Here is a 24,451-nt window from a genome sequence, read left to right as displayed (position 1 = left end):
GCCATACACGCAGCCGTCGAGACCATCGCATCCACAGAACTGGGAAGGGGTCATGGGTGTCGAACCCGTATGCGCCACCGGATCCGGCATCCCGGCCACCGAAGCAGGGCGAACACACCGGCCCTGATGAGCCCAGCCCGGCCGACGGCGGACCGGGCCCCGGGAAGGCGCCCGGCCGGCAGGGTCGTGCCGGGCGGCCCGAGCGCCCCAAGCCCACCCCGGAGCAGTTGGCCTCGGTCTCCCGCTCGGTGCTGCATTTCGGGTTGTTCATGCTGGCGGCGGTGCTGACCATGCAGGTGGATCTGCCCTGGCACCTGATGTCGTTGGCGTTCGCGATCGGCGCCGTGGTGGTCGGGGTCAGGGCCCTGGTTCGGGTGTTCAAGGAGCAGATCCGCGGCGGGATCGTGGTCCTGCTCGTGTTCGGCCTGATGCTCAGCGGCATGCTGGTGGTCACCACCCTGAGCAGCCTGGCCGTGTGGAACGAGCAGATGGAGCGTCAGGAATGCCTGCGCTCGGCGATTACCGTCTCGGCCCAGGACCGCTGTGAGCGGATCTACCAGGAGGCGATCGAGGAGCGGTTCGGCACCATCCCCGGTGGCTGACCGCGCTGCGGTCACTCCTGGGCGTTCACCGTCAGGGCGTCGAAGGCACCCAGCACCGCCGGATCCGGTCGGGGGCCGGCACGTCGGTGCCGGGCAGGAAGGTGGTGTGCTCCAGCCACATCCGGTCCAGGCTACGAACCGCCGGTGCGGTCGGCAAGGTCCGCGACCAGATCGGCCAACGGCGCGCCGAACATGACCGGGTCATTGTGCCCGGCATCGGTCAGGACCAGGGTGTCCACCACCTGCTCGGCACCGGCTACCCGGGCGCTGTACTCGGCCGGGACCACCTCGTCGACCTGGCTGTACATCACCGCCACCGGGGCCCGAACGCGCCCCAGGTGACCCACGACGTCATAGTCCTCCCGCAACAGCACTCCCACCGGCAGGAACGGATAGTGCGCCCGGGCCACGTCGGCCAGGTGCGTCATCGGTGAGCGCAGCACCAACCCGGCCGGTGGCACCTCCGCGGCCAACCGGGCGGCCACCCCGGTCCCCAGCGACTCCCCCACGTAGATGGTGCGATCCGGGCCGTACCCCAACTCCGCCAGGGCCTGCTGGGCCGAGCGGGCGTCGGCGGCCAGTCCTTCCTCACTGGGCCTGCCCGGGTTGGCGCCGAAGCCGCGGTAGTCCACCAGCAGCACCGCGAAGCCACGCTGGGCCAGTTCCTCACCGATCTGGGTGCGCCCGGCGCGGTTGCCGCCGTTGCCGGGCAGGTACAGCACCGCCATCTGCCGGTCTACCTCGGGCTGTGCGGGCACGAACCAGGCGCCCAGGTCCAGGCCGTCGGCGGTGCGGTGCCGCACATCCTGACCTGCCGGCAGCACCTGGTGTGCCGCCGGCACCGCCCCTTCGTCGGGGAAGTAGATCAGTGAGCGCTGCCAGGACCAGATCAGGCTGAGTAACCCCAGGGCCACCACCCCCGACCCCAGCACGGCGCGCACCAAGGTCCGCGCGCCGGTGCGCCGCGGTGGGTCGGGTTGCGGTTCAGGCATCGGCCACGGGGACTCCCAGGGCGCGCAGTTCGGCGGGGCTGCGCGCACTGAACAGCCAGTCCCGGTGCTCGGCACTGGGGCGCAGGTGCTCCCGGGGGTGCAGTGCCTCGGCGCCGACGGCGTAGCAGCCCAGCCCGTGCGGGGTGAGCAGCGCCTCCAGTTCCCGGCCGTCGGCATCGGTGAGCACCTCGCAGAGGATGTCGGGAGCGTGTGCGGCGAGGAACCGCTGCCCGTGCCGCAACAGCGTCTCCTCCCCGCCCTCCACGTCGATCTTGAGCAGCACCGGGCCGGCCACCTGGTCGGTGAAATCGTCCAGCGCCACGAAATCCACCTGTACCCCGTCGTCGAAGGCCATGTCGGAGGAGTAGAAGGAGGGCAGCGCCGACCCGTGGTCACCGGCCGGTACCAGCATGCCCATCCGTGGATCGCCCACCCCCTCGGTGTGCACCTGGGTGCGTTCGGCCACATCGTTGCGCGCGACGTTGCGGGCCAGGGCCCGGGCCACCGCGGGCACGATCTCGAAGGCGTGCGCGCGCAACGCCGGGTTGGCCGCGGTGAGCGCCATGGTGAACACCCCGGTGTAGGCGCCGATGTCGAAGAACGTCCGGGTGTGCTTGCCCAGGGCCACCATCACATCGAGCGCGAAGGCATCGGCCGGTTCGGGACGGCGTCCCTGCCCCCAGTACATCTCCTTGGCGATCTCACAACGGTCCGGGCCTACGAGGACGTATTCCCCGCCGTCGACCTGTCCGTGCACCTCCCGCACCCGCGACGGCGCCGGCAACCGGCCCACCCGCACCCCCGGCAGCCGCGGGGCCACCGTGCGCATGATCAGGTGCAGACCGGGGAGGCTGAGCGCACGTTTGATGTGGCGTTTCAGCCCGAACCAACTCTGCCGTCGGGCTCGGGCGCTGCTCCGGAAGTCGGGCACGGGCACCTCCAGGTCGGGCGGGTCGGCGACGTCGACCTGCCCGCCAGCGTAGACGGCTCACGGCCGTGCCACGAGTCGAGCCGGCAGCGTCGGCGCACAGGGGCGCCCGACCAAGTCGGTGCGCCGGCGTGAGGTCCGGGCGGTCAGGGGCGGCGACGATCCCAGGAGCGGTCCTCGGCGTAGCCCATCAGCCACGGTGCGATGAAACTCGCCAGGGCGGAGGCGAAGCCACCAGCGGCGAAGAACGTCGAACCGGCGGTCCACTCCTCGGTGAAGCACGCCTGGGCGATGTTGCCCTCGATCTCCACGTCGGTGGGGCAGACCACCTGGGCATGCAGTCCGATCAGGATCATCAACGTCGCGGCCAGCACGAACACACCCGGCGCCCAGGACCAACGCGAGCGGCGATACATCAGCACCAGGGCCACGACCGCGCTCGCCGCGACCAGCCAGATCGACACCCAGGGCCCTGGGCGGGTGTGGTCGTAGGGCCCGGTGAACCAGGGCACGAGTGCACTGATGATCAGGGCCACCACGCCGACCCCGGCAATCAGTTCCGGGGTGCGGGCCCACCACGGCACCTCGGGTTGGTTCGCGGCACGCATCGCGCAGTAGTGTGCCAGCGCGGTTTGCCAGGCGCCAATCGCCGGCCGATAGGGTGGCCGGGCGGTAGCGATTCCTCGTCACCGATCCATCCCGTCGATGCCGTCCCATCGACGCGCCGGAAGGGGGCTGCGGCGTGCCAGCAGAACCGCGTCGCCGGTTCCCGGTCCTGGCCTACCCCGCCTTCGTGCGGCTGTGGATCGCCGACGCCGTATCCAGCCTGGGCCTGTTCGTGGTGAACCTGGGCATGCAGTTCCTGATGATCCACCACCTGGGTGCCGACCAGGCCGACATCGGGATCGTACGGTCGGCCCAGTGGCTGCCCACCCTGATCTTCGGGCTGCTCGCCGGGGTGTGGCTGGACCGGATGCGGCGCCGGCCGGTGCTGGTGGCCGCCGACACCCTGGCCGCGGTGGTGCTCGGCACGATCGCCGGCCTGGCTTTCACCGATCTGCTGACCGTACCCGTGCTGGCCGCCCTGGTGTTCGTGCTCGGTTTCACCACGATGTTCTTCCGCGCCGCCCAGCAGAGTTACCTGCCGGCCCTGGTGCCCACCCGGGTCCTGCCGCGCGCATGGGCCCGCATCGAGCAGACCATGACGGCGGCTGAGTCGGTGGGTCCGATCCTGGCCGGTGCACTCATCCGCGTTACCTCCGCGCCGGTGGCGATCGTGGTGGCCGCGGCCACGCACGCCGCCTCGGCGCTGCTGCTGGCCGGCATCCGCCGCCCGGAGACGGCACCGGAGGCGGCCGGCCGCCGGCACCTGATCACCGACCTGCGCGAAGGGGCCTCCTGGGTCTACCGACATCGCACGCTGGCGCCGTACGCGATCGGGCTGCACCTGTGGTTCTTCTTCAACTCCCTGGTCATGACGCTGTACGTCTTCTACGCCAACCAGGACCTGGGCCTGGACTCCTTCGCCGTCGGCCTCACCCTGGGCTTTGCCGGCGTCACGGGCGTGGTCGGCGCCGGCCTGGCACCGTGGGCCGGGATGCGCTTCGGCATCGGGCGGGTGTGCGTGTTCAGCGACTGGCTCAGCCCGCTGGCCTACCTGGTGGTGCTGCTGGCCCCAGCCGGCCCGATGGCGGTGGTGGTGCTCAGCGCGGCATTCGCCCTGCACGGGGTGGGAATGGGCCTGAAGGGGCCGTTGGAGGGCAGCTACCGCAACACCGTCACCGCCGCCCGGCTGCGAGGCCGGATGAACGCCACCATCCGCACCTTCAACTGGGGCATGCTGGCGTTCTCGGCCCCGCTGGCCGGGTTCCTGGCCGTGTGGTGGGGCAATCGCACCACCATCGCCCTGGCCATCGGCGGGCTGGTGGTGGCGGCGTGCGTGGTCACCTTCTCGCCCTTCCGCACCGCCCGGATGCCCGACGACGACGAAGCCGCCCCGGCGGTAGCCCCACCGCCGTGAGTCGCCGGGCCGGTCACTCCTACTCGGCCGCGTCCTGCAACGCGACGGCGATCCCCAACCGCTGCAGGCTCTGCCGGGTGGAGGCCAACTGGCCCTCGTCGACGCCGGCGGCCTCACGCAGGGCCAGCACTGCGGCGAACTCGGCCTCGGCATCGCGCAGCCTGCCCTGGTGGAACCACACCTTGGCCCGGTGCTGACGGATGACGGCGGTGCGCACGGGATCGTCACCGGCGCGGGCAAGAAGGTCGGTGTAGATCGCCTCGGCAGCGTCGAGCTGACCCAGATCACGCAGGACGTCGGCCCGCAGCGCCTGGTACCGGACCGAGTCCGGGTCCTTGGTGTGCAGTTCGTCCAGTTCCTGGAGGGCGTCGTCGAAGCGCTCCTCACTCAGAGCGATGACGACCTCCGCAGCCGGATCGTCCCCGGCAGCGGCGCGGAAGGCTTCCACGTCGGTCACCTCCCCGCGCAGGTCGCTACCGCGGATGCGGTAACCGCCACCCAGGTCAAGATCTGCCACACCCACCGTCGATGAAACGTTGACCATGAAGCCCTCCCGTGTCGATGTTCAGGACCCTATGACACCAGCACACGTAAAGGAAGCGTAATGGATGAGCATTTCCTGCCGGTCGTGGCAGCGGGGAGGTGAACCTGGGCACTGCCTCAGTCCTTCGCCGAGCCTGCCTCCGCGCTCGCTTGTGCGCCGACCTGCGCGCGGACCCACTGCACCAGGCGCACCAGTGCGCGATGCGTGCTGGGATGCAGGCTGATCACGGCCACGGTAGCCCCGGAACCCACCTGCCACGCCACGGCCGATGCCACCCGGAACGGCTCCGGACCGATGACGGCCATCGCGCCCGGGCCCACCCCACCGGAGGCCGACCAGCCCAGCACACCCACCAGCGCCGCCGTTGCGACCACGGCGAGCACCGCACCGGCCAACGGCTGCCACAGCGGCGCCTGGCGTTGCCCACGCAGCAGCCACCAGCCGATGAGCAGACCGACCACCACCCCGGCCCCCGCCGTCAGCGGCAGACTCCCGGCCAGGCTGTCCGGTTCCGGTAGCGCCCCCAGCACCGGGATCAACGGCAGTGGGCCCGATTCGATCCCCGAGGTGGAGAACAGCGTGCCGGCGCCGACGGCGAAGCCGGGCCCGAGCAGGAACGCCAGCGCCCACACGATCAGCACCGGGAGCAGCAGCGCCTGGGCGAGCACGATCACCACCGTACTGACCGGGTCCGCCTGCAGGCTGCGCTGGATCTGGACGATCTGGTCGAACCCGAGCGCCACCGCCACGATCAGCAGCGCGGTGGCCACGGCCAGCAGCGCCGCCGTGGCCCGCCAGGTCGCCCGGCCTGCCAGCCGCAGCCACTGCGGGAGTCGCCACCGTGCCAGCGCTCCGGGCGGGCGTGGGTAGCGCCCCCGCATCCCCCACACCGCACCGACGACGGCGACCACACCCGCCCCGATCAGCCCGAACGGCGCCCCCGGCGGGCTGGCTAGCGCGAGCAGCAGGGCCCCCAGCGCGACGTAGGTACAGATCGCCACCAGCACCGGCGCCCAGTTGGCCAGCCGGGCCCGGCGGACAGCGGCCGAGACCAGGAAGGTGTACAACACCGTCAGTCCCAGCGGCGTCACCGAGATCACCGCATCCGCGCCGTGCAGAGAGGCCCCGTGCGCCAGGAACCAGCCGGCGGTGCCCACCTGGGCGGCCTCGACCCAGCCCGCCGATCCCAGCGCCGGGGAGGCCGCGGTGGCGATGTAGGTCGCGATCGCCGGCACCACCAGCACCAACCAGCCCAGCATCAGTGCTTCGGCGCCGGCGAGCAGCCCGCGCAGCCACTGGGCGGGCAGTCGGATGGCGCGGCCGGATTGGCCGTGGTCCCCGACGTGCTCGATCAACCGCGGCTGATAGGACGGTGGTCTGGCGGTGGTGGTCATGACAGGACCCATCGTCGCCTGCCCGGGCCGCTCACGGGCCAAGGGGGCAACGGCGTGTCTGCACCGCTCCGCCGGCGGGCGCGGGCCTCAGGAGAGGCCGATCACCAGTTCGGCCGGTCTGGTGCCCGGCACGTCGGTGATCAGTTCCACCACGCCGGGCTGCTGGCCCTGTGGAACCGGCACGGTGACCTCGAAAGTGCCGTCGGTGCCGGCGTCCACCGTCGTCAGGGTTACGGACCCGGCGGAGTCGACCATCTGGATGGCGACGTCGAGGTAGGGCACGGCCGGTTCGGCGAGACTGAGTATCTCCCGGTCCGAGGCCGAGGCCCCGGGACATCCGTCCAAGAAGTTCTCCCCCATCACCAGGACGTCCTCGCCGGCGGTGGCGCTGGCTGGGCTGACACTGAGCACGGGCGCAGCGCAGGCGGCGGTCTCCACGTCCGCCCCCGCACTCGCACACCCGGCGAGCAGGCCGGTCCCGACGAAGGCGGCTGCGATCAGCCGTGCCGAAGTGCCTGACACCACAACGCCCCCTCACGGGTCACCGAACATACCGACACGATCAGATTAGGCTCACCGCCGGGGCGGCGCCACACGACGCCGCCAGGGCGCAGCAGGGCCGCCCCCGGTTCGGCCGGTGGTGCCTCAGGAGGCGCGGGACTCCAGCAGTTCGCGTACCAGCGCGGCGGTCTCCGAGGGGGTCTTGCCGACCTTGACCCCGGCGGCCTCCAAGGCATCCTTCTTGGCCTCGGCGGTGCCGGAGGAGCCGGACACGATGGCGCCGGCGTGTCCCATCGTCTTGCCCTCCGGGGCGGTGAACCCGGCCACATAGCCCACCACGGGCTTGGTCACGTTGGCCTTGATGAACTCGGCTGCCCGCTCCTCGGCGTCCCCACCGATCTCACCGATCATCACCATGACAGAGGTCTCCGGGTCCTCCTCGAACGCGGCCAGGGCGTCGATGTGGGTGGTCCCGATCACCGGGTCACCGCCGATCCCGATCGCGGAGGAGAAACCGAAGTCCCGGAGTTCGTACATCATCTGGTAGGTCAGCGTCCCGGACTTGGACACCAGCCCGATCGGACCGGCGCCGGCGATGTTGGCCGGGATGATGCCGACGTTGGACTTGCCGGGGCTGATCAGGCCGGGGCAGTTCGGGCCGATCAGGCGCACGCCCTTGGCTGCGGCGTAGTTGTAGAACTCCGCGGTGTCCGCCACCGGCACACCCTCGGTGATGATGACCACCAGCGGCACCCCGGCGTCCACGGCCTCCACGACCGCGGCCTTGGTGAACGGCGGCGGCACGAACAGTACCGAGACGTCGGCACCGGTCTGCTCCACGGCGTCGGCCACGGTGCCGTACACCGGCACCGGGGTCGTCTCGCCGTCGACCTCGAAGTCGACCGAGGTTCCCGCCTTACGCGGGTTCACCCCGCCGACGATGGTGGTGCCCGAGGCCAGCATGCGCCGGGTGTGTTTCTGACCCTCGGCACCGGTCATGCCCTGCACGATGACCTTGGAAGCGGAGTTGAGGAAGATCGCCATTGTGTGTGTCTCTGCGTTCTGTCGTGTGCGGGTTCGGTCAGGAAGCGGCCAGCTCGGCGGCCTTGTCGGCGGCGCCGTCCATGGTGTCCATGACGGTCACCAGCGGATGGCCGGCTTCTTCGAGAATGCGGCGGCCCTCCTCCACGGCGTTGCCATCCAGGCGCACCACGAGCGGCTTGGTGGCCGCGTCGCCCAGAATCTCCAGAGCGTGCACGATGCCGTTGGCGACCTCGTCGCACGCGGTGATGCCACCGAAGACGTTCACGAACACGCTCTTGACCTGCTCATCGCCCAGGATCACGTCCAGGCCCGCGGCCATCACCGCGGCGGAGGCGCCACCTCCGATATCGAGGAAGTTGGCGGGCTTGACACCCTTGTGCCCCTCCCCGGAGTAGGCCACCACGTCCAGGGTGGACATCACCAGGCCCGCACCGTTTCCGATGATGCCGACCTCACCATCGAGTTTGACGTAGTTCAGGCCGGACTCGGCGGCCTTGGCCTCCAGCGGGTCGGTCTCGGTGGCCTCGGCCAGTTCGGCCCACTCGGGGTGACGGAATTCGGCGTTGTCGTCCAGGGTGACCTTGCCGTCCAGGGCCACGATGTCACCGGATGCGGTGCGCACCAGCGGGTTGACCTCCACCAGGGTGGCGTCGGACTCGGCGTAGACCGTCCACAGTTTCTTGATCGCCTCGGTCACGCCGGCGGCCACGTCGGCGGCGAACCCGGCGGCGGAGACGATCTCGGCGGCCTTGGCCTCGTCGATGCCCTCGCCGGGGTCCACCGCGATGCGCGCCAGCGCTTCCGGGCGCTCCTCGGCGAGTACTTCGATCTCCACGCCGCCCTCGACGCTGGCCATGGCCAGGTAGCGACGCTCGGCGCGGTCCAGCAGCACCGAGAAGTAGTACTCCTCGGCGATGTCGGCGCCCTCGGCGATCATCACCCGCTGCACGGTGTGCCCCTTGATATCCATGCCCAGGATCGCCTCGGCGTGCTCCTGGGCCTCATCGGCGGAGCGGGCGATCTTGACCCCGCCGGCCTTACCTCGGCCGCCGACCTTGACCTGCGCCTTGACGACCACGACGCCGCCGTCGGCCGGGAGAAGTTCTTCGGCTGCTGCTCTGGCCTCTTCGGGGGTGGTGGCGACGAGGCCGCCGAGCACGGGCACGCCGTGCTTGTCGAAAAGGTCACGTGCCTGGTACTCGAAGAGGTCCATCTGCGCCTTCCGTTGCCTTGTGGGTCTCGCCCACTGCTTCGCCGGTGGGGCCGGCCACCGTGTCGAAGCCTACCGCGACCATCAGGGGCCCGGGACCGGGGTGAGGCTCGGATCACACCGGCCCTGCGCGGCCGGACTGCACCGGACCGTGGCTGGCCCGGCCCCCCGCGCTGGTCGGCGGTGCCTGCGCCTTCCTACCGGAAACCCGCGCCCGGCAGCGGGCGGCGTGAGGTGCCTTTCCAACTGCGCCATGCCCAGATGGTCATCGATAGCACCAGGATCCAGGCGATGGCAACCACCGCGCCACTGCCCGGGGTGGGATCGGCCACGAACGCCCCGACAGCCACCAGCGAGACCTGCCCGGGGATCGCGGACAGTGCGCTGGCCACGACGAAGTCGCGCTGGCTCACACCGAAGGCGCCGCTGCCGTAGTTCACCGGCCAGTACGGCACCCCCGGCATCAGGCGCAGGGTGTAGACGGCGTGGAAGCCCTTGCTGCTGAGCCGGTCCTTCACGGTGGGTCCGTGCCGGCCCAGCATCCGCTCGACGGTGGACATCCCGAGGCCGCGGGCGAGCCAGTAGGCCCCCCAGCACCCGATCAGGACGCCGGTCACCGACAGGATGGAGCCCTCCAGAACGCCGAACAGCACTCCGGCGCTGACCGCCATGATCGACACCGGGATCGGGGTGGTGGAACGAGCGCGGCGCTGCGCAGGAAGGCTCCCCACTGCGGACCGGCCGCCCGCTGCCGGACGTCCGGCTCCTCCATACTCACCACCTCACCCTAAGTCCGCGTCGGTTTCGCGGGAGGGCGCTGCTCAGCCCGAGGTGGGGAACGCCAGGAGGGTGACCTCGTCGGCGTGGACCGCGATGGCGTGGCCGTCACCGTGCACCCAGGCGTCAGTGAGGTCGAGGCGTTCCAGTTCCGCACCGGTCGTGGCGTCCAACCGCAGAAGTCCGGTAGCCGGTGGATCGTGTTGGATGCCGAGCACGACCACGTCGGTACCCGGAATCTGGCGCGAACTGGGTGCCCCGGATCCCTCCCCGACCCCGGCCGCCCACAACTGGGATCCGGTCGCTACTGCCCGGGCCTGGATCAGGTCCTCGCCCACGCTCACCAGCCAGGCACGTTCCCCGCCCACCTGGACCGCTTCGACCGGCACGCCACCGTCGAGCGTCAGACCGATCGAGCCCTCGGTGGTCCACAACTCATTGCCGTCGAAGTCGTAGGCGATGCCGAACTCGGTGTCCGGGTCCTGGATCACGCAGGTGCGGCTGGCCACGTCCCGGCTTGCGGTGAAGTGCCCGCAGGGCTCGCCCTCGGGGTACAGCCGGGCTTGTCCGGTCTCGAAGTCCGCCAGCGCCAGCACGCTGCTGGCGACGCTGCGCCAGGACTGCAGGGCCACCTGGTGGTCGGAGACCGGCCACATGGAGATCATCTCGATGTCCCCGTCGGTCAGCGCGGCGCGGGTCTCGGCGTCGAACTCGATCACGTCGGTGACCACCTGCCCGGTGTCCGGTTCGAGGTGGTGCACCTGCACCTGGTCCCCATCCATCTGCCAGAACCAGGCCTGCGCCCCATCTGCTGAGGACACCCCGGTGACGTTCCCGGTGGCCTCCACCCGGCCGCGCACCTCACCGGTGGCGGCGTCGATACTGGCGGCCACCGCGCGGGACTCGGTCCCGGCGCACGGTTCACCGAGCGAGTCCAGCAGCACCGAGTCGGCCGTGGCCGACCTCACCGACACCTGCTCGGTGCAGGGGAACAGCTCCGCCACCGGCTGCTCCCACACCTGGTTCCCCTCGGCCCAGGTCAGGCCCCGCACCGTGGCGCTCTCCCGGTCTGCGTCGATGAGAACCACGTGTTGCCCGGCCGAGGCGGCTTCGGGGAGGTTGTGCATCTCCCGTACGTCGGGGTGGGTCCAGACCTCCTGCCCCTCGGCGTCGACGACGGTCACGTCCCGGGTGATCACCTGCCCGAACGACTGGTCGCCGGTGGCCAGGAGTGCCAGGTCCGCCGTGGCGGTGACGAAGTAGGTTCGCGCGGGCAACTCCACCCACTCACCGAGGGTGGCGGCACCGGCCGGCTCCTGCTCGTCCCGGTTTTCCTCGGGATCCGGTGGCGCCGTGGTCTCCTCCGTGGTCCCGTCCTCGGTGGGCCCGGGCGGTGTTTCGTCCCCCTCGGCTCCGGTGCACCCGGCCAGCAGCAGCGCTGCCGCCGAGATCACCACCAGCCCCGACTTCGTCCTGACGCCCATGAACCCCTCCCCTGCGCTGACACGACTCACACCGGCACCTTGCCACGTACGCCTGCCGGCGTCACGAAAATATGGCTGCGACCGCCGGCCCGGTCAGAGCTTTGCCACCGGCGAGAAACGCAGCAGCAGCCGTCTGGTGCCGGTCTCACCGCCGAAGTCCACCTTCGCGACCGCGTTGTGCCCGGCACCCTCCAGCCCGACCACCCGGCCCATGCCGTAGGAGTCGTGGGTGACCCGGTCCCCCACCGCCAGGGAAGGGATGTCGGCGCGGGGAGTGGCCGAACCGAACGACGGCGTGCCCTCCCCCGCGTTCGGCGGTGCGGAGGGGCCGCGGGAACCACCGCGACGTGCTCCGCTGCCGCCTCGTCCGCCGTAGGGGCCGCCGCGCAGCAGGCTGAGCGAGGACTCCGCGCGCTTCCAGTCCAGCAGTTCCGCGGGCACATCATCCAGGAAGCGGCTGGGCGGGAACTCGTTCGGCATCCCCCAGGAGGTGCGCACCGCCGCCCGGGACAGGTACAACCGCTGCCTGGCCCGGGTCAGGGCCACATAGGCCAGGCGCCGCTCCTCGGCGAGTTCGTCCTCATCGGCCAGGGACCGCTGGTGCGGGAAGGTGCCGTCCTCCAGCCCGGTGACGAAGACCACCGGGAACTCCAGACCCTTGGCGGTGTGCACGGTCATCAGGGTGATCACGCCGGAGTCGTCGGCGTCGGGGATCTGATCGGCATCGGCCACCAGGGCCACCCGCTCGAGGAAATCACCGAGGTCGCCTTCCGGCTCCGCCTCGGTGAACTCCATCGCCACCGCGTGCAACTCGGCCAGGTTCTCCACCCGGGAGGCGTCCTGGGGGTCCTCGCTGGCGCGCAGTTCGGCCAGGTAGCCGGACCGTTCCAAGGCGGCATCGAGCACCTCGGCCGGCCCGGCCCCACCCTCGGCAAGGGCGCGCAGGCCGGCCATCATCTCCGCGAACGCCTGCACCCCGGACAGCGCCCGGGTGCCCAGTCCGATCGCGTTCTCGGCGTCGTCGACGGCGGCGCCGAAACTGACCCGCTCCCGCTCGGCGTGGGCGGCCAGCATCGCCTCGGTACGGTCCCCGAGGCCGCGTTTGGGCACGTTCAGGATGCGGCGCGTGTTCACCGCGTCGTCGGGGTTGGCGATCGCGCGCAGGTAGGCCACGGCGTCCTTGATCTCGCGGCGCTCGTAGAACCTGGTGCCCCCGACCACCCGGTAGGGCAGGCCCACCCGGATCAGGACCTCCTCCAGCGCCCGGGACTGGGCGTTGGTCCGGTAGAAGATGGCCACATCCGCCGGGGTGATGCCCTCGGAGTCAGCGAGCCGATCGATCTCGGAGGCGATGAAGCGGGCCTCCTCGTGCTCGTTGTCCGCGACGTAGCCCACCACCTGCGGTCCGGCGCCGGAGTCGGTCCACAGGTTCTTCGCGCGGCGGCCCGTGTTCCGGGAGATCACGGCGTTCGCGGCGGACAGGATGGTCTGGGTGGAGCGGTAGTTCTGCTCCAGCAGGATGGTGGTGGCCCGGGGGTAGTCGGCCTCGAACTCGGTGATGTTGCGGATGGTGGCGCCGCGGAAGGCGTAGATCGACTGGTCGGCATCACCGACCACGGTGAGTTCTGCGGGAGGCACCCCGCCGCCGCCGGTTGCGTCGTCGCCGTGCTGGGAGACCCCGACGAGTTCGCGCACCAGGACGTACTGGGCGTGGTTGGTGTCCTGGTACTCATCGACCAGGACGTGGCGGAACCGGCGCCGGTAGTGCTCGGCCACGGCGGGGAAGGCCTGCAGCAGGTTCACCGTGGTCATGATCAGGTCGTCGAAGTCCAGGGCGTGGGCTTGGCGCAGACGCTCCTGATACGCCCGGTAGGCGGCGGCGAGGTTCTGCTCATAGGGGTTGGAGTCGTTGACCGTGGCGGCGTAGTCGTCGGGGTCGATCAACTCGTTCTTCAGGTCCGAGACCCGGTTGCTGAAGGCCTTGGGCGGGAACCGCTTGGGATCCAGGTCCAGTTCCCGGCAGACCAGGGTCATCAACCGTTGGGCGTCCGCGGCGTCGTAGATGGAGAAGGAGGAACGCAGACCCAGCGTCTTGGCCTCCGAGCGCAGGATCCGCACGCACGCGGAGTGGAACGTGGACACCCACATCGACCGCGCCCTGGGCCCGATCAGGTCCGCGACCCGCTCGCGCATCTCCGCGGCAGCCTTGTTGGTGAAGGTGATCGCCAGGATCTGACCCGGCCGGGCCCGTCCGGTGGCCAGCAGGTAGGCGATCCGGTGCGTCAGCACCCTGGTCTTGCCCGAGCCGGCGCCGGCGATGATGAGCAGTTGCCCGCCCTCGTGCACCACGGCGGCCCGTTGGGCGGGGTTGAGGCCATCGAGCAGTTCCTCGGCGCGCTCCCGGGCGGCCCGTGCGGCAGCCTCCTGGGCCTGCTCCGGTCGCACCGGTTCGGGCCCGACCGGGATCTCCTCACCGTCATGGCCGTTGCGCGGGGGCATGGTGGTGGGCAGGTGGGCGGCCGCACTCGGTTCGCCGGAGGCCAGGTGCAGGTTGTCGAACAGTGAGGTCATAGCACCGCCGAGCCTACGTCGTCCCACCCACACAGTCCGAACCATGGACCCCACCTGCTCGTGGGTCAGGGCTGGGTCTGGCAGAACCGCAGCACATTCCCGAACGGGTCGGTCACGCTCAGCGTCGGTCCGCCGGGGGTGTCGGGTTCCACAGCGGGCAACTGGGCGGAGTAGGTGGTGGCGGACAGTTCGGCGTGCAGGGTGGCCACGCCTGCCACGGGCACCCACACCACCGTGCCCGGGGTGCCGTCACCGTGGTGCTCGGACAAGTCCAGAACCATCTGGTCCCGACGCAGCCGCCGGTACAGCGGCAGGCCGGGTTCGAAGCGGTGGTCCCACAGCACGGTGAACCCGAGGAAGTCCTGATAGAAGCGCGCGGCCGCGCCCTCATCGAACATGCGCAGCACCGGGACCGGGTGGCCCAGGCCGGCACCGGCGTCGGTCGTGGTGTTCATGTCCCACCTTCCTCGTAGGGGTTAGCGTAGGCGGAGTGAGCGCCCCGAGCCCGGAGAACATCCTGATCCGCCGGACGGAGAACACCTGTTTCACCCTGCGGTGGTACCCGGGGCCGGCCGGCGCACCGGTGGTGCTGGTGGTGCCGGCGATGGGGGTGCAGGCCGGCTACTACGGCAAACTCGCGCAGGCCCAGCGCGAAGCGGGGCTGTCGGTGGCGGTGACCGAACTCCGCGGACACGAGGCCTCCGGGGGGCGCAGACCTTCGCGCCGGTACGACTTCGGGTACGCCGATCTGGTGCAGGACGTGGGCCGGGCGGTGGACGAACTGCGCGTGCGCGCCCCCGAGGCGCAGATCCTGCTGCTCGGGCACAGCCTGGGCGGGCACGTCGGGTCGGTCTACGCCGCCCAGCACCCGGGCGCCCTGGCCGGGTTGATGCTGGTGGCCACGGGGTCGGTGTGGTGGCGGCTGTGGGACTGGCGGATGTACGCCATCGGGGTGCTGATGAGCCTGCTGACGGCGCTGCTGGGATACTTCCCCGGCCACCGGCTGGGCTTCGCCGGTCGGGAGGCCCGCGGCCAGATGCGCGACTGGATCCGGTTCAACCGGACCGGGCGGTTGGAATTCGGCGCTCCCCGCACCAACCACGACGTGATGCTGGCGGCACTGGACCTGCCGGTCCTGGCCGTCTCCTTCGAGGGGGACTCCTTCGCCCCACCGAAGGCCCTCGAGGGCCTGCTGGCCAAGTTCCACCGCGCCCGGATCACCCGGTTGCACCTGGGTGCGAGGGAGCAGGAGCCGCCGGGGCACCTGCGGTGGGCCCGGCGCCCGGACCTCCTCCTCGGGGCGATGACGACCTGGATCGACAGCTCCGCCGAGCACTTCCGAACCGGAGACCACCGCGGCTGAGCACCAGGCGATGCGTCCTGGTGTGCCGCTCACGATTGCCGTCGTCCCGCGACAAGGGCACACTGATAGGCAGATCCCGGCAGTCCCGAGCACAGGAGGTGAGCGCGATGCGCACCGACCCTCCTAGTTGCCGGCCGCGCGGCATCGTCGTCACCCGCTGACGCACCGGTGCCCGCGGCGCCCCGCGTCTCGTCCCGCTGACCCCGAGGATCCGCCATGCCACAGCACACCCTTCCCGGCGAGCGCCGCACCGAACCGACCGGTTCGCTTGAGGACCTGCTCACCGAGCACCAGTACACCGCGGCGGCCGCCTGGCTGAACGAACACGCCGCACACGTGATCGCCGACGAACTGGCCCGGATTCCCCCGGACACCGCAGCGGTCGCGTTCCGGATGCTCGCCAAGGACGACGCCCTGGAGGTGTTCGAGGAACTCGAACCCGGCGACCAGCAAGCCCTGCTGGAAGGAGTGCGCGGACCCCGGTTCTCCGAACTGGTGGAGGGGATGGACCCGGACGACCGCGCCCGGATGCTCCGGGAGGTCCCGGCCAAGGTGGCCAAGCGCGTCCTCGCCGGCCTGAGCACGAGCGAGCGCCAGATGACCGCGGCTCTGCTGGGCTACCCGGACGGCTCCGTGGGACACTACATGACGCCGGAGGTGGTCGCCCTGGCCGAGGACCTGTCGGTGGCCGCGGCGCTGGAGGTGGTGCGCGCCAAGGGCGGTGAGGCCGAGACGGTCTACACCCTCCCGGTGGTGAACTCCTCCCGCCGGCTCCGCGGGGTGGCCGAGCTGCGCGAACTGGTCTTGTCCGACCCGACGGCGATGGTCTCCGACCTGGTCTCGACGGCCCCGACCTACATGTTTGCCACCGACCCGGCCGAGGACGCCGCCCGGTTGATGAGCGAGGCGAATCTGCTGAACCTGCCGATCGTGGACTCCGAGAAGCGCTTGGTGGGGATGCTCACCTTCGATGACGCGATCGAGGTGCTCGAGGAGGCCGAGTCCGAGGACGTGGCCCGCCAGGCCGGGTCGGCCCCGTGGGAGGGGCACTACATGGCGGTGGGCGTGCTGCGTCTGGCCCGCACCCGTGCGGTATGGCTGAGCCTGCTGCTGCTCGCGGCCACGCTCACGGTCGGTGTCACCCAGGCGTTCGAGGAGACCCTGGCCCAGGTGGCCGCCCTGGCCCTGTTCATCCCGATGCTGATCGGTGCGGGGGGCAACGCCGGCGCCCAGGCCGCCACCGCGTGTGTGCGCGCCATAGCGGTGGGTGAGATTCGGATGTCGGACCTGGGCCGGGTGATCTGGCGCGAGGCCCGGGTTGGCTTCCTGCTGGGCACCATGCTCGCGGTGCTGGGTCTGGGCATCGGGGCGGTGTTCGTGGACATCCCGATCGCGGTGGTGGTGGGCATCTCGCTGATCCTGATCTGCGCCTGGGCCGCCACGATCGGGGGCACCATGCCGCTGCTGGCCCGCAAGGTGGGGATCGATCCCGCCGTGGTGTCCGCCCCGATGGTGACCACCCTGGTCGATGCCACCGGGCTGGTGATCTACTTCGTCACCGCCAGGCTGGTGCTCGGAATCTGAGGTCCGGGCTCAGACCGCTTCGATGGTGACGGCGTATTCGACCCGCTGCGGGACCAACCGATCGGCCACGAACACGTCGGGACCGCAGGCGGCGGTACCGATGCCGTTCACCGCAGCGTCCAGAGTCAGCCAGGACACCTCATCGGGCACCAGTTCCTGCGTGTGGGCAGCGGCGGTCAGGGCCTCCGCGGTCCACGGACGCACCGTGGCGTTGAACCCCGGGGAACCACCGGCGGCGCGGATGCGCAGAACCACCCCACCCACGGTCCCGAGCGCCAACTCCCGCACGTCGGTCAGGTTGCCGTTCTCCTGCGGGTGCACGTACGGGGTCTGCAGCCCGGCCAGGTCCGAACCGAACCGGCCCACCCGGGCGGCGGCGGAGGTGTCGGGGTAAGCCTCGCCGGGACCGCGGCCGAACCAGGACACCTGCTCCACCGGACCGGCCACCGCGAGACGCAGGCCCACCTTGGGCCAGGTGATCACCGGGCCGGGGATGCGCCCCCGGTCGTGGGGGTTGGTACGGAACTGCCCCACCGGATCGATCCGCACCCGCAGCCCCAGCGCGGTGCCGTCACTGCTCCAACGGTAGGTGGTGCGCACCCCGGCATCCCGTCCGGCGGCCATCGACATGGTCACGACCACGAGCTCATCGCCCTCGGCGGCCACCGACTCGGTGCGGTGCAGCAGCCGGTCCAGGCCCAACTGGCGCCAGTCCTGGGCCTGCCCGCGCTTGCTCAGGTCGTTGTCGGTGGGGGCGCGCCACAGGTCGGCACGGGGACCGTCCAGACGCACCTGCCCGAGCGCCTGCAGCAGCCCATCGGCGCTGAACCGGGCCGGCCCCAGGCGCCACCCGTCGTCGTCGGCCTCGGGGGCAGCCCCGCTGACCAGATCGACCACAGCCGGCTCGGTCAGGCGCCGCTGGCCCAGGCCGAGTTGGAGTCCGGCCGGCACCCCGGGGGCCTCAGCGGCAGAAGTTGCCTGCACATTGAGCCACCACTCTCCCGCGCCCCCGGCCTTCAGCGCCTCCAGAGGCAGGTCCACCTCCACCTTCGAGCGCGCCGGAATCACCGGGACGTCCAACTCCCCCTCAGTGACGACGTGCCCGTCCCGGTGCAGGGTCCAGGTGAACCTGGCGTCGGAGGTGTCGATGATGTCGCGGCGGTTCTCGATCAACGCGGTGCCCTCGTCGATGGTGATCCGGATCGGGGCGATCACCGCGGCGTACTCCACCAGCCCCGGGGAGGGGGTGCGGTCGGGAAATATCAGGCCGTCAGCGATGAAGGTGCCGTCGTGGACCGGCTCGTCGAAGTCCCCGCCGTAGGCGAAGAACTCCCGGCCCTGTTCGTCCACCTGCCGGATGCACTGGTCGATCCACTCCCAGATGAAACCCCCGATCAGGCGTGGGTGGGCATCGAACAACTGCTCGTAGTCCGCCAGCCCACCCGGGCCGTTGCCCATCGCATGCCCGTACTCGCACAACAGATAGGGCAGTTGGCGGCGGCGGGCGTCCGCTGCGCCCTCGCGGGTGGCGTCCTCGGCGTGCACACCGATCCGGGCCACCTCATCGGGATGGGTGTACATGTGGGAGTACACGTCCACGTAGGTGCTCTCCCGGTCGCCCTCGTAGTGCACCAGCCGATCATCGTCGCGGGAGCGGATCCACTGAGCCATGGCCGCCAGGTTCGCGCCGGTCCCCGATTCGTTCCCGAGGGACCACATGATGATGCTGGGGTGGTTCTTGTCCCGTTCCACGGTTCGCTGGATCCGGTCCAGGTAGGCCTCGGTCCAGCACGGGTCGTCGCTGGGATTGCCCACCCAGCCCACCTGCTCGAACCCGTGCGTCTCCAGGTCGCACTCATCGATCACCCAGAGCCCGTACTCATCGCACAGATCCAGGAAGCGCGGGTCGGGCGGGTAGTGGGCCGTGCGCACGGCGTTGATGTGGTGGCGCTTCATCAACTCGATGTCGGTGCGCATCATCTCCTCGGTCTGGGTGCGCCCGGTGTCGGGGTGCCACTCGTGCCGGTTCACGCCCTTGAACCGGATCGGGCGTCCGTTGACGAGAACCTGGGCATCCTTGACCTCGACGCAGCGGAACCCGATGCGCAGCGTGAGGGTCTCGGCGTCGGTGGCTACGGTCGCGGTGTACAGTTGCGGCGACTCGGCGCTCCACGACTGCACCGGCCCCGCTTCGATGTCAGTACCGGCATCGCCCTCGATACCCAGTTCTGGGATGGCCACCCGCGCCGACGTCGCCCCTTCGGCCAGGTCGGCGTCGATCCGCAGCGTTCCGGTGCCGGTGGCGTGGTCATACCCCGCACGCACCCGGACGTCCTCGATGCCGCCCACCGGGCGTTGGCGCAGTGAGACCGAGCGGAAGATGCCCGAGACCCACCACATGTCCTGGTCCTCCAGGTAGCTGGCGGGCGACCACTGGTGCACCTGCACAGCCAGGGTGTTCGCCCCGGCGCGCAGGTGCTCGGTGGCGTCGAACTCGGCGGCCAGGCGCGAGCCGGTGGACCAGCCCAGCTCCACCCCGTTGACCCAGGCGGTGAAGATGGAGTCGACGCCCTCGAACCGCAGCACCCACCGGTCCCGGCCCGGGTCCTCGACGGTGAAGGTGGTGCGGTACTGCCCGGTGGGGTTGTCATGCGGCACGTGCGGGACGTCCAGCGGGAAGGGGTAGATGACGTTGGTGTAGGCGGGCGTGGAGTAGCGGGCCTGGCCGCGCGGAAGCAGGGTGCCGGCGGCGTCGCGCAGCCCTTCGATCTGCCAGGCGCTGGGCACGGTGATGTCGTCCCAGCCGGCGTCATCGAAGGCCTCCTCGGCAAAGCCGGCGATGGCGGCCTCCGCCCTGGGTGCGTAATGGAACTTCCAGATGCCGTCCAGGTCGATTACCTGGGCGCTGGTCCGGGCGGTGGCCCGGGGCGGGAGGCGCCCGGCGCCCGGGACGACGGTGGTGAGGCGTTCGGCCAGCTCCGTCGCGGCCGCGGCGGTGGAGGGGGTATTCGGGGCGGACACGGTGCCAACTCCTTGCAAAGTCGTCGCTCGGGGCTCGGCGGCGGGCCGGGTTGTTCACCCGCGCGGCCGTCGGGGCCGGTTCACGCCGCTGGTGCAACAGCCTATGGGGTGGTCCGCAGGCGGGCGCGGCGGGTGGGCCGGAGCGGACATATCCGTACTGCTTAATGTCCGTACTGCTCTATCCGCCGCAAGGCTTGTGCTGCCCTCCCTCGCGCGGCCCACGCGTCAGCCCCCCGCGCGAGAGGCCGATGCTGCTCCTTCCGGGCGCGCTAACCTGGGCGGCGATGCCACCGCCCCGATCCCGCTCTGCTCCGGGCCGGCCGACCACGGCCGTGCCCGAGGCCCTGCTCACCACCTGGCGGGCCGAGGAGACCGGCCCGGCCCAGGGGTGGGACTTCTCCGCGCTGGTCGGCCGGGTGGAGGAGTCCGGGGTTCCATGGGACCTCGATGTTCTCTACCGCGAGCGCCTCGCCGGCGCCCGGTCGGTCCTGGACATGGGCACCGGTGGGGGCGAGCACCTGTTGCGGTTCGTCGACCACCTGCCCACCGACACCATCGCCACCGAGGGCTGGGAGCCGAACGTGCCGATCGCCCGGGCGTCACTGGCCCGCCACGGGATGGAACTGGTGGTCTTCGCCCAGCCCAACGATGCGCCCGACCCGGTTCCGATGCCCTTTCCCGACGCTCGTTTCGACCTGGTGCTGAACCGGCACGAGTCCTACCACCCGCTGGAGGTGGCCCGGGTCCTGCGCCCCGGGGGGTACTTCCTCACCCAGCAGGTGGACGTCCGCGAGTTCGGTGAGGTCCGTGAGGCCTTGGGCGTGGGACCGCACGCTCCGGGCGTGACCTACGGGGTGCTGCGGGAGTGCCTGCTCCGGGCTGATCTGGAGATCGTCGACGGTTCCGAGTCGGTGGGCCACTACGCGTTCGCCGACATCGCCGCCCTGGTGGCCTACCTGCAGTTGATCCCCTGGCAGGCCCCGGCCGACTTCACCGTGGACCGCTATGCGCAGGCCTTGTACTCCCTGCACCAGCGCGGCCCGGCCCGGGGTGAACCGCTGCTCGCGGAGCGGCGCCGGTTCTGGCTGCTCGCACGCAAGCCTGCGCCTGCTCCCGAGCCGGTCGAGGACCATTGACACCCGTGGCTAACCCTGCCTCGGCGCGTTCGGGCGGTTCAGTGCCGGAGGTGTTCTGGATCTTCTTGCGCCTGGGTCTGACCAGTTTCGGCGGGCCGGTGGCGCACCTGGGCTTCTTCCGCACCGAGTTCGTCCAGCGCCGCCGGTGGTTCACCGACACCGCTTACGCCGACCTGGTGGCGCTGTGCCAGTTTCTACCCGGACCGGCCTCCAGCCAGGTGGGCATGGCGATAGGGCTGCAGCGGGCCGGTGCGGCCGGGCTAGTGGCAGCGTGGCTGGGGTTCACGCTTCCCTCGGCGGTTGTGTTGGTGGCCTTCGCCTTCGGTGTGCAGGCCCTCGATGCCTTCGGGCAGGGGTGGCTGGCCGGGCTGAAGGCCGCCGCCGCAGCCGTGGTGGCCCACGCCGTCCTGGGCATGGCGCGCACTCTGACTCCCGACCTTCGCCGCGCCCTCATCGCGGCGACGGCCCTCGTCGCCGTCCTGGCTGTGCCGCACCCGCTGGTGCAGGTCGGCGTCATCGTGGTGGCCGGGCTGCTGGGGCTGATCGTACTTCCCCGCGATTTCGGGGCGGAGGCCGACGAGGATGCCTCCGAGGTTGTCGAGGATGCCATCGAGTCCGGCCGGGACGACGCCGGTCCCGGTGGCGACAACGCAGGGGCGGGTCGGGACACCGCCGGATCCGGCCGGGCACGTGCGACCGACGGGCACAGCAGCGCCAGTGGCGGTCGGCGCGGGGCGACCAACGGGCACCGCAGCGTCGGGGGGCGCCGCATGCTGCCGGCGGTGAGCCTGGGCCTGTTCGCGCTGTTACTGGCTGCCCTGCCCCTGTTGGCCCGGTGGAGCGGCCACGGTGTGGTGGAGATGGCCGATGTGTATTACCGCACCGGCGCCTTGGTCTTCGGTGGCGGGCACGTGGTGCTCCCGCTGTTGCAGACCCAGGTGGTGACCACCGGAATGGTGGATACTGAGGCGTTCCTGGCCGGTTACGGCGCCGCGCAGGCGGTGCCCGGCCCCCTGTTCACCTTCGCGGCCTACCTGGGCGCAGCGAGTTCGGTGCCACCGTCGGGCATCCTCGGTGCGGCGGTCGCGCTGGTGTCGATTTTCCTGCCCTCGGCGCTACTGGTGCTGGCGCTGCTGCCGTATTGGGACCGGTTGCGCCGTCGGATCCGGGTGCGCCGGGCGCTGGCCGGGGTGAACGCCGGCGTGGTCGGGCTGCTCGCGGCGGCCTTGGTGAACCCGGTGATCACCCAGGGCATCACGACCCTGTGGGGGCTGGTGATCGCGCTGGCCGCGTTCGCCGCATTGGCATGGTGGAAGGCCCCCTCCTGGGCGGTGGTGCTACTGGCAGCACTGGCGGGGTTCGCGCTTCTGTGAGTCGCGGACATCCCGCTCGGGCTCAGGGGCGGATGGTTGTTTCCCCTCACGGCCCGGGCTCAGAATGGCGGCGGGTCGGTGCTGGTCGGGAACTCGCCTGGGTCGCTGGTGGCGGGAGGCTCCGCGGGCAGGTCGAGTGAGGCGGGCGGACCGGGTAAGTCGGGCGAGCCGGGCACATCGTGATGGTTCGCCGAGCCGGCCGAGCCGGTTGGGTCAGGCCGATCCGGCGGGTCTGGCGGTTGCAGCCCGGCGAGGATGGTGGTGATGTCCTCGGCGCGTTCGGCGCAATCACAGGCGCCGGGCCGGGCATGGGCGGGGGTCCGGCACTTCGCTCGTGCCCATTCGACTTCGCTGACTACCCCGGGTGATAGCGGGGCGGACCCGGTGAACAGTTCGGGTTGGTCGGCGTGCTCGACACGCATCGTCTGGAGTTGCCGATGCAGGACCGGTAACTCGTGGGCGGGGTCGACGACCTGCGCGGCGCGGGTGTAGGTGTAGCCGAGCGGGGAGGTCCAGCGGGTGTCGCCGGTGGCCGGCTCACGAGTGATGCGCCAGGCTCCGGCGGTCTTCAGCCCGTGGTGGCGTGCGCACAACAGGTGCAGGTTGCCCTGATGCGTCTGTGCCCACGCCGGCCGGTCGAAGGTGAAAGGAACGATGTGGTCGATCTGGCAGCGGCGTCCTGGCTGGCGACAGGTCGGGAACCTGCAGGTGACATCACGGGCGAGGATGAACTCCCGTAGCGTCGCGCCGGGCTGGTAGGAGTCGCACGCGAGAACCCCCATCGCGGCTAACGCTGCCGCCGGATCGTCATGGACGCCCGGCCGCGATGGGACGCGCTCCGGCGCGGCTCGCCGCTGGGCAGCCCGCTCCCCTGTGGTGTGCTGTGCTGCCGCCGGCGGCGGTTGTGCGGTGCCATCGACCGGGTCGGTGGGCAGAACCTGGCTGGTGACCTCGACGGTGCCGACGAGATGACGGATGATGTCGGCGGACAACGGCCCGTGCCCGGCCAGGTATCCCGGAGCATCGTCGTGGCCGTCCAGGGTGGATTGGGCCACGGTGAAGACCATCTGCGGGCGCTTACGGTGCTGCGTGGGAACCTCCTGCCCGTCGGGGGTGGTCCCGCTACTGAGAATCTGTCGGATGATCGCCATGAACGCGTCCACCCGCCGGGCGGCGATCGGACGCTCATCCTCCGGACCGTCCTTCACCGCCAGCGCGTCGAGCACACTCATCGCCGCAGCCGCGTCCACGGCCGGTAGGTAGAACGTCAGGTACGCCATCCCATCCTCGGCCGGCTCGGCGCGCACATACCGGTCCTTGACCGCTTCTTCGTGGCGCGCCTGGGCATTATCGGCATCCACCGCCAATGCCGCCGCCTGCAACCGGTGCCGCAGTTGGCCCACGGTCAACCCCGGCGCATCCGGCAGGATCGTTCGGTGGATCGCCCGCCCCTGCCCCGGCGGCAACGTCTTGACCGCATCGAGGAACACCCGGGCTTTGGGGAGGTCGATCTCGCCACCGAGTAAGGCGAAGTGCACCTCTGAGTACTGATCCAACGCCGCGGCACGATCCAACCGTCCCTCGGCCGCCCGGGTCGACAGCGCCATCCGTGCCGCGATCTCCTCACCCCAGCCCGACCGCGAAGGGACCTGTAACAGGGCCTGCAGGATCTCGGACTCGATCCCGTCGATGTTGGACCGCAACTGTGCGCACGCGGCGGCCATCTCGATCAGCACGCCCGGCTCATCCGGGGCCGCATCGAGGTAGGTCTTCAGTCGCTTGAACCGCTCCCACCCGGTCAGCGGCGCACCCAGGTACCGGGCGGCCGCCTCTCGTGCCGCCGGACCCCGCCCAGGGACGGAGTACCCCGGACTCGACGCCGATGTGGTGGACATGAAGACCACGCT

General features: G+C 70.8%; 20 protein-coding genes. 6 read left to right on the top strand and 14 right to left on the bottom strand.

Translation table 11 applies throughout. The annotated features are described in order from the left end of the window. Positions 1-56: 56 nt before the first annotated feature. Positions 57-602: a hypothetical protein gene (locus ACO0LU_RS02790; RefSeq protein WP_424789893.1), complete on the top strand. Its 546-nt coding sequence runs from the start codon at positions 57-59 to the stop codon at positions 600-602. Between the two features lie 131 nt (positions 603-733). Here the strand turns inward: ACO0LU_RS02790 and ACO0LU_RS02785 are convergent, their stop codons facing one another. The 3 genes from ACO0LU_RS02785 to ACO0LU_RS02775 all read right to left on the bottom strand — a co-directional run bounded on the left by ACO0LU_RS02785 (position 734) and on the right by ACO0LU_RS02775 (position 3,130). Beyond that, positions 734-1,594 (bottom strand): alpha/beta hydrolase, encoded by an 861-nt coding sequence (locus tag ACO0LU_RS02785; protein WP_424789892.1) that lies wholly within the window; start codon positions 1,592-1,594, stop codon positions 734-736. Continuing rightward, the gene (locus ACO0LU_RS02780; RefSeq protein WP_424789891.1) at positions 1,587-2,525 is read right to left on the bottom strand and encodes an FkbM family methyltransferase; all 939 of its coding nucleotides are present in this window, start codon (positions 2,523-2,525) and stop codon (positions 1,587-1,589) included. Before ACO0LU_RS02780 ends, ACO0LU_RS02785 begins: the two co-directional genes overlap by 8 nt. Positions 2,526-2,668: 143 nt before the next feature. Next, complete coding sequence (locus ACO0LU_RS02775) at positions 2,669-3,130, bottom strand: hypothetical protein (protein WP_424789890.1); 462 nt, start codon at positions 3,128-3,130, stop codon at positions 2,669-2,671. 134 nt (positions 3,131-3,264) lie between these two features. Between ACO0LU_RS02775 and ACO0LU_RS02770 the strand changes: the two genes are divergently transcribed. Next, entirely contained in the window at positions 3,265-4,542 is a 1,278-nt protein-coding gene (locus ACO0LU_RS02770; protein ID WP_424789889.1) for an MFS transporter, read from the top strand. 19 nt (positions 4,543-4,561) lie between these two features. Here the strand turns inward: ACO0LU_RS02770 and ACO0LU_RS02765 are convergent, their stop codons facing one another. From ACO0LU_RS02765 to ACO0LU_RS02725, 9 genes are all read right to left on the bottom strand, one after another. Continuing rightward, a complete protein-coding gene (locus ACO0LU_RS02765; protein ID WP_424789888.1) occupies positions 4,562-5,086 on the bottom strand; it encodes a tetratricopeptide repeat protein in 525 nt (174 codons plus the stop codon). Between the two features lie 116 nt (positions 5,087-5,202). Beyond that, a complete protein-coding gene (locus tag ACO0LU_RS02760; protein ID WP_424789887.1) occupies positions 5,203-6,480 on the bottom strand; it encodes a DUF6350 family protein in 1,278 nt (425 codons plus the stop codon). A gap of 87 nt (positions 6,481-6,567) precedes the next feature. After that, a complete protein-coding gene (locus tag ACO0LU_RS02755; protein ID WP_424789886.1) occupies positions 6,568-7,002 on the bottom strand; it encodes a hypothetical protein in 435 nt (144 codons plus the stop codon). 123 nt (positions 7,003-7,125) lie between these two features. Then, positions 7,126-8,025, bottom strand: a complete 900-nt coding sequence (gene sucD / locus ACO0LU_RS02750) for a succinate--CoA ligase subunit alpha (RefSeq protein ID WP_424789885.1) — start codon at positions 8,023-8,025, stop codon at positions 7,126-7,128. 37 nt (positions 8,026-8,062) lie between these two features. After that, positions 8,063-9,238 carry an ADP-forming succinate--CoA ligase subunit beta gene (gene sucC, locus ACO0LU_RS02745; RefSeq protein ID WP_424789884.1) on the bottom strand — a complete coding sequence of 392 codons (1,176 nt, stop codon included), beginning with the start codon at positions 9,236-9,238 and terminating at the stop codon, positions 8,063-8,065. A gap of 194 nt (positions 9,239-9,432) precedes the next feature. After that, positions 9,433-9,906 (bottom strand): TVP38/TMEM64 family protein, encoded by a 474-nt coding sequence (locus ACO0LU_RS02740; protein ID WP_424790184.1) that lies wholly within the window; start codon positions 9,904-9,906, stop codon positions 9,433-9,435. A gap of 150 nt (positions 9,907-10,056) precedes the next feature. Next, positions 10,057-11,526, bottom strand: coding sequence for a hypothetical protein (locus tag ACO0LU_RS02735; protein ID WP_424789883.1), 1,470 nt, complete (start codon positions 11,524-11,526; stop codon positions 10,057-10,059). 63 nt (positions 11,527-11,589) lie between these two features. Next, positions 11,590-14,067 (bottom strand): DNA helicase PcrA, encoded by a 2,478-nt coding sequence (gene pcrA / locus ACO0LU_RS02730; protein WP_424789882.1) that lies wholly within the window; start codon positions 14,065-14,067, stop codon positions 11,590-11,592. Positions 14,068-14,132: 65 nt separating this feature from the next. Continuing rightward, entirely contained in the window at positions 14,133-14,522 is a 390-nt protein-coding gene (locus ACO0LU_RS02725) for a glyoxalase superfamily protein (RefSeq protein WP_424789881.1), read from the bottom strand. A gap of 35 nt (positions 14,523-14,557) precedes the next feature. Here ACO0LU_RS02725 and ACO0LU_RS02720 point away from each other — a divergent pair, with 35 nt between their 5' ends. Further along, positions 14,558-15,430: an alpha/beta fold hydrolase gene (locus ACO0LU_RS02720; RefSeq protein WP_424789880.1), complete on the top strand. Its 873-nt coding sequence runs from the start codon at positions 14,558-14,560 to the stop codon at positions 15,428-15,430. Positions 15,431-15,646: 216 nt separating this feature from the next. Continuing rightward, positions 15,647-17,014, top strand: a complete 1,368-nt coding sequence (gene mgtE / locus ACO0LU_RS02715) for a magnesium transporter (protein WP_424789879.1) — start codon at positions 15,647-15,649, stop codon at positions 17,012-17,014. 9 nt (positions 17,015-17,023) lie between these two features. Here mgtE and ACO0LU_RS02710 read toward each other — a convergent pair whose 3' ends face one another. Next, complete coding sequence (locus ACO0LU_RS02710; RefSeq protein ID WP_424789878.1) at positions 17,024-20,035, bottom strand: glycoside hydrolase family 2 TIM barrel-domain containing protein; 3,012 nt, start codon at positions 20,033-20,035, stop codon at positions 17,024-17,026. A gap of 284 nt (positions 20,036-20,319) precedes the next feature. Here ACO0LU_RS02710 and ACO0LU_RS02705 point away from each other — a divergent pair, with 284 nt between their 5' ends. After that, the gene (locus tag ACO0LU_RS02705; protein WP_424789877.1) at positions 20,320-21,171 is read left to right on the top strand and encodes a methyltransferase domain-containing protein; all 852 of its coding nucleotides are present in this window, start codon (positions 20,320-20,322) and stop codon (positions 21,169-21,171) included. 5 nt (positions 21,172-21,176) lie between these two features. Beyond that, positions 21,177-22,544 (top strand): chromate transporter, encoded by a 1,368-nt coding sequence (locus ACO0LU_RS02700; protein WP_424789876.1) that lies wholly within the window; start codon positions 21,177-21,179, stop codon positions 22,542-22,544. Positions 22,545-22,603: 59 nt separating this feature from the next. Here the strand turns inward: ACO0LU_RS02700 and ACO0LU_RS02695 are convergent, their stop codons facing one another. Then, positions 22,604-24,439: a DUF222 domain-containing protein gene (locus ACO0LU_RS02695; protein WP_424789875.1), complete on the bottom strand. Its 1,836-nt coding sequence runs from the start codon at positions 24,437-24,439 to the stop codon at positions 22,604-22,606. Positions 24,440-24,451: the final 12 nt, after the last annotated feature.

This window comes from Pseudactinotalea sp. Z1748 (genome assembly GCF_049725185.1).
GTDB lineage: Bacteria > Actinomycetota > Actinomycetes > Actinomycetales > Beutenbergiaceae > CALKWS01.
Note: the sequence above shows the minus strand (reverse complement) of the source record. Positions and strands in the feature narration are given on the sequence as shown.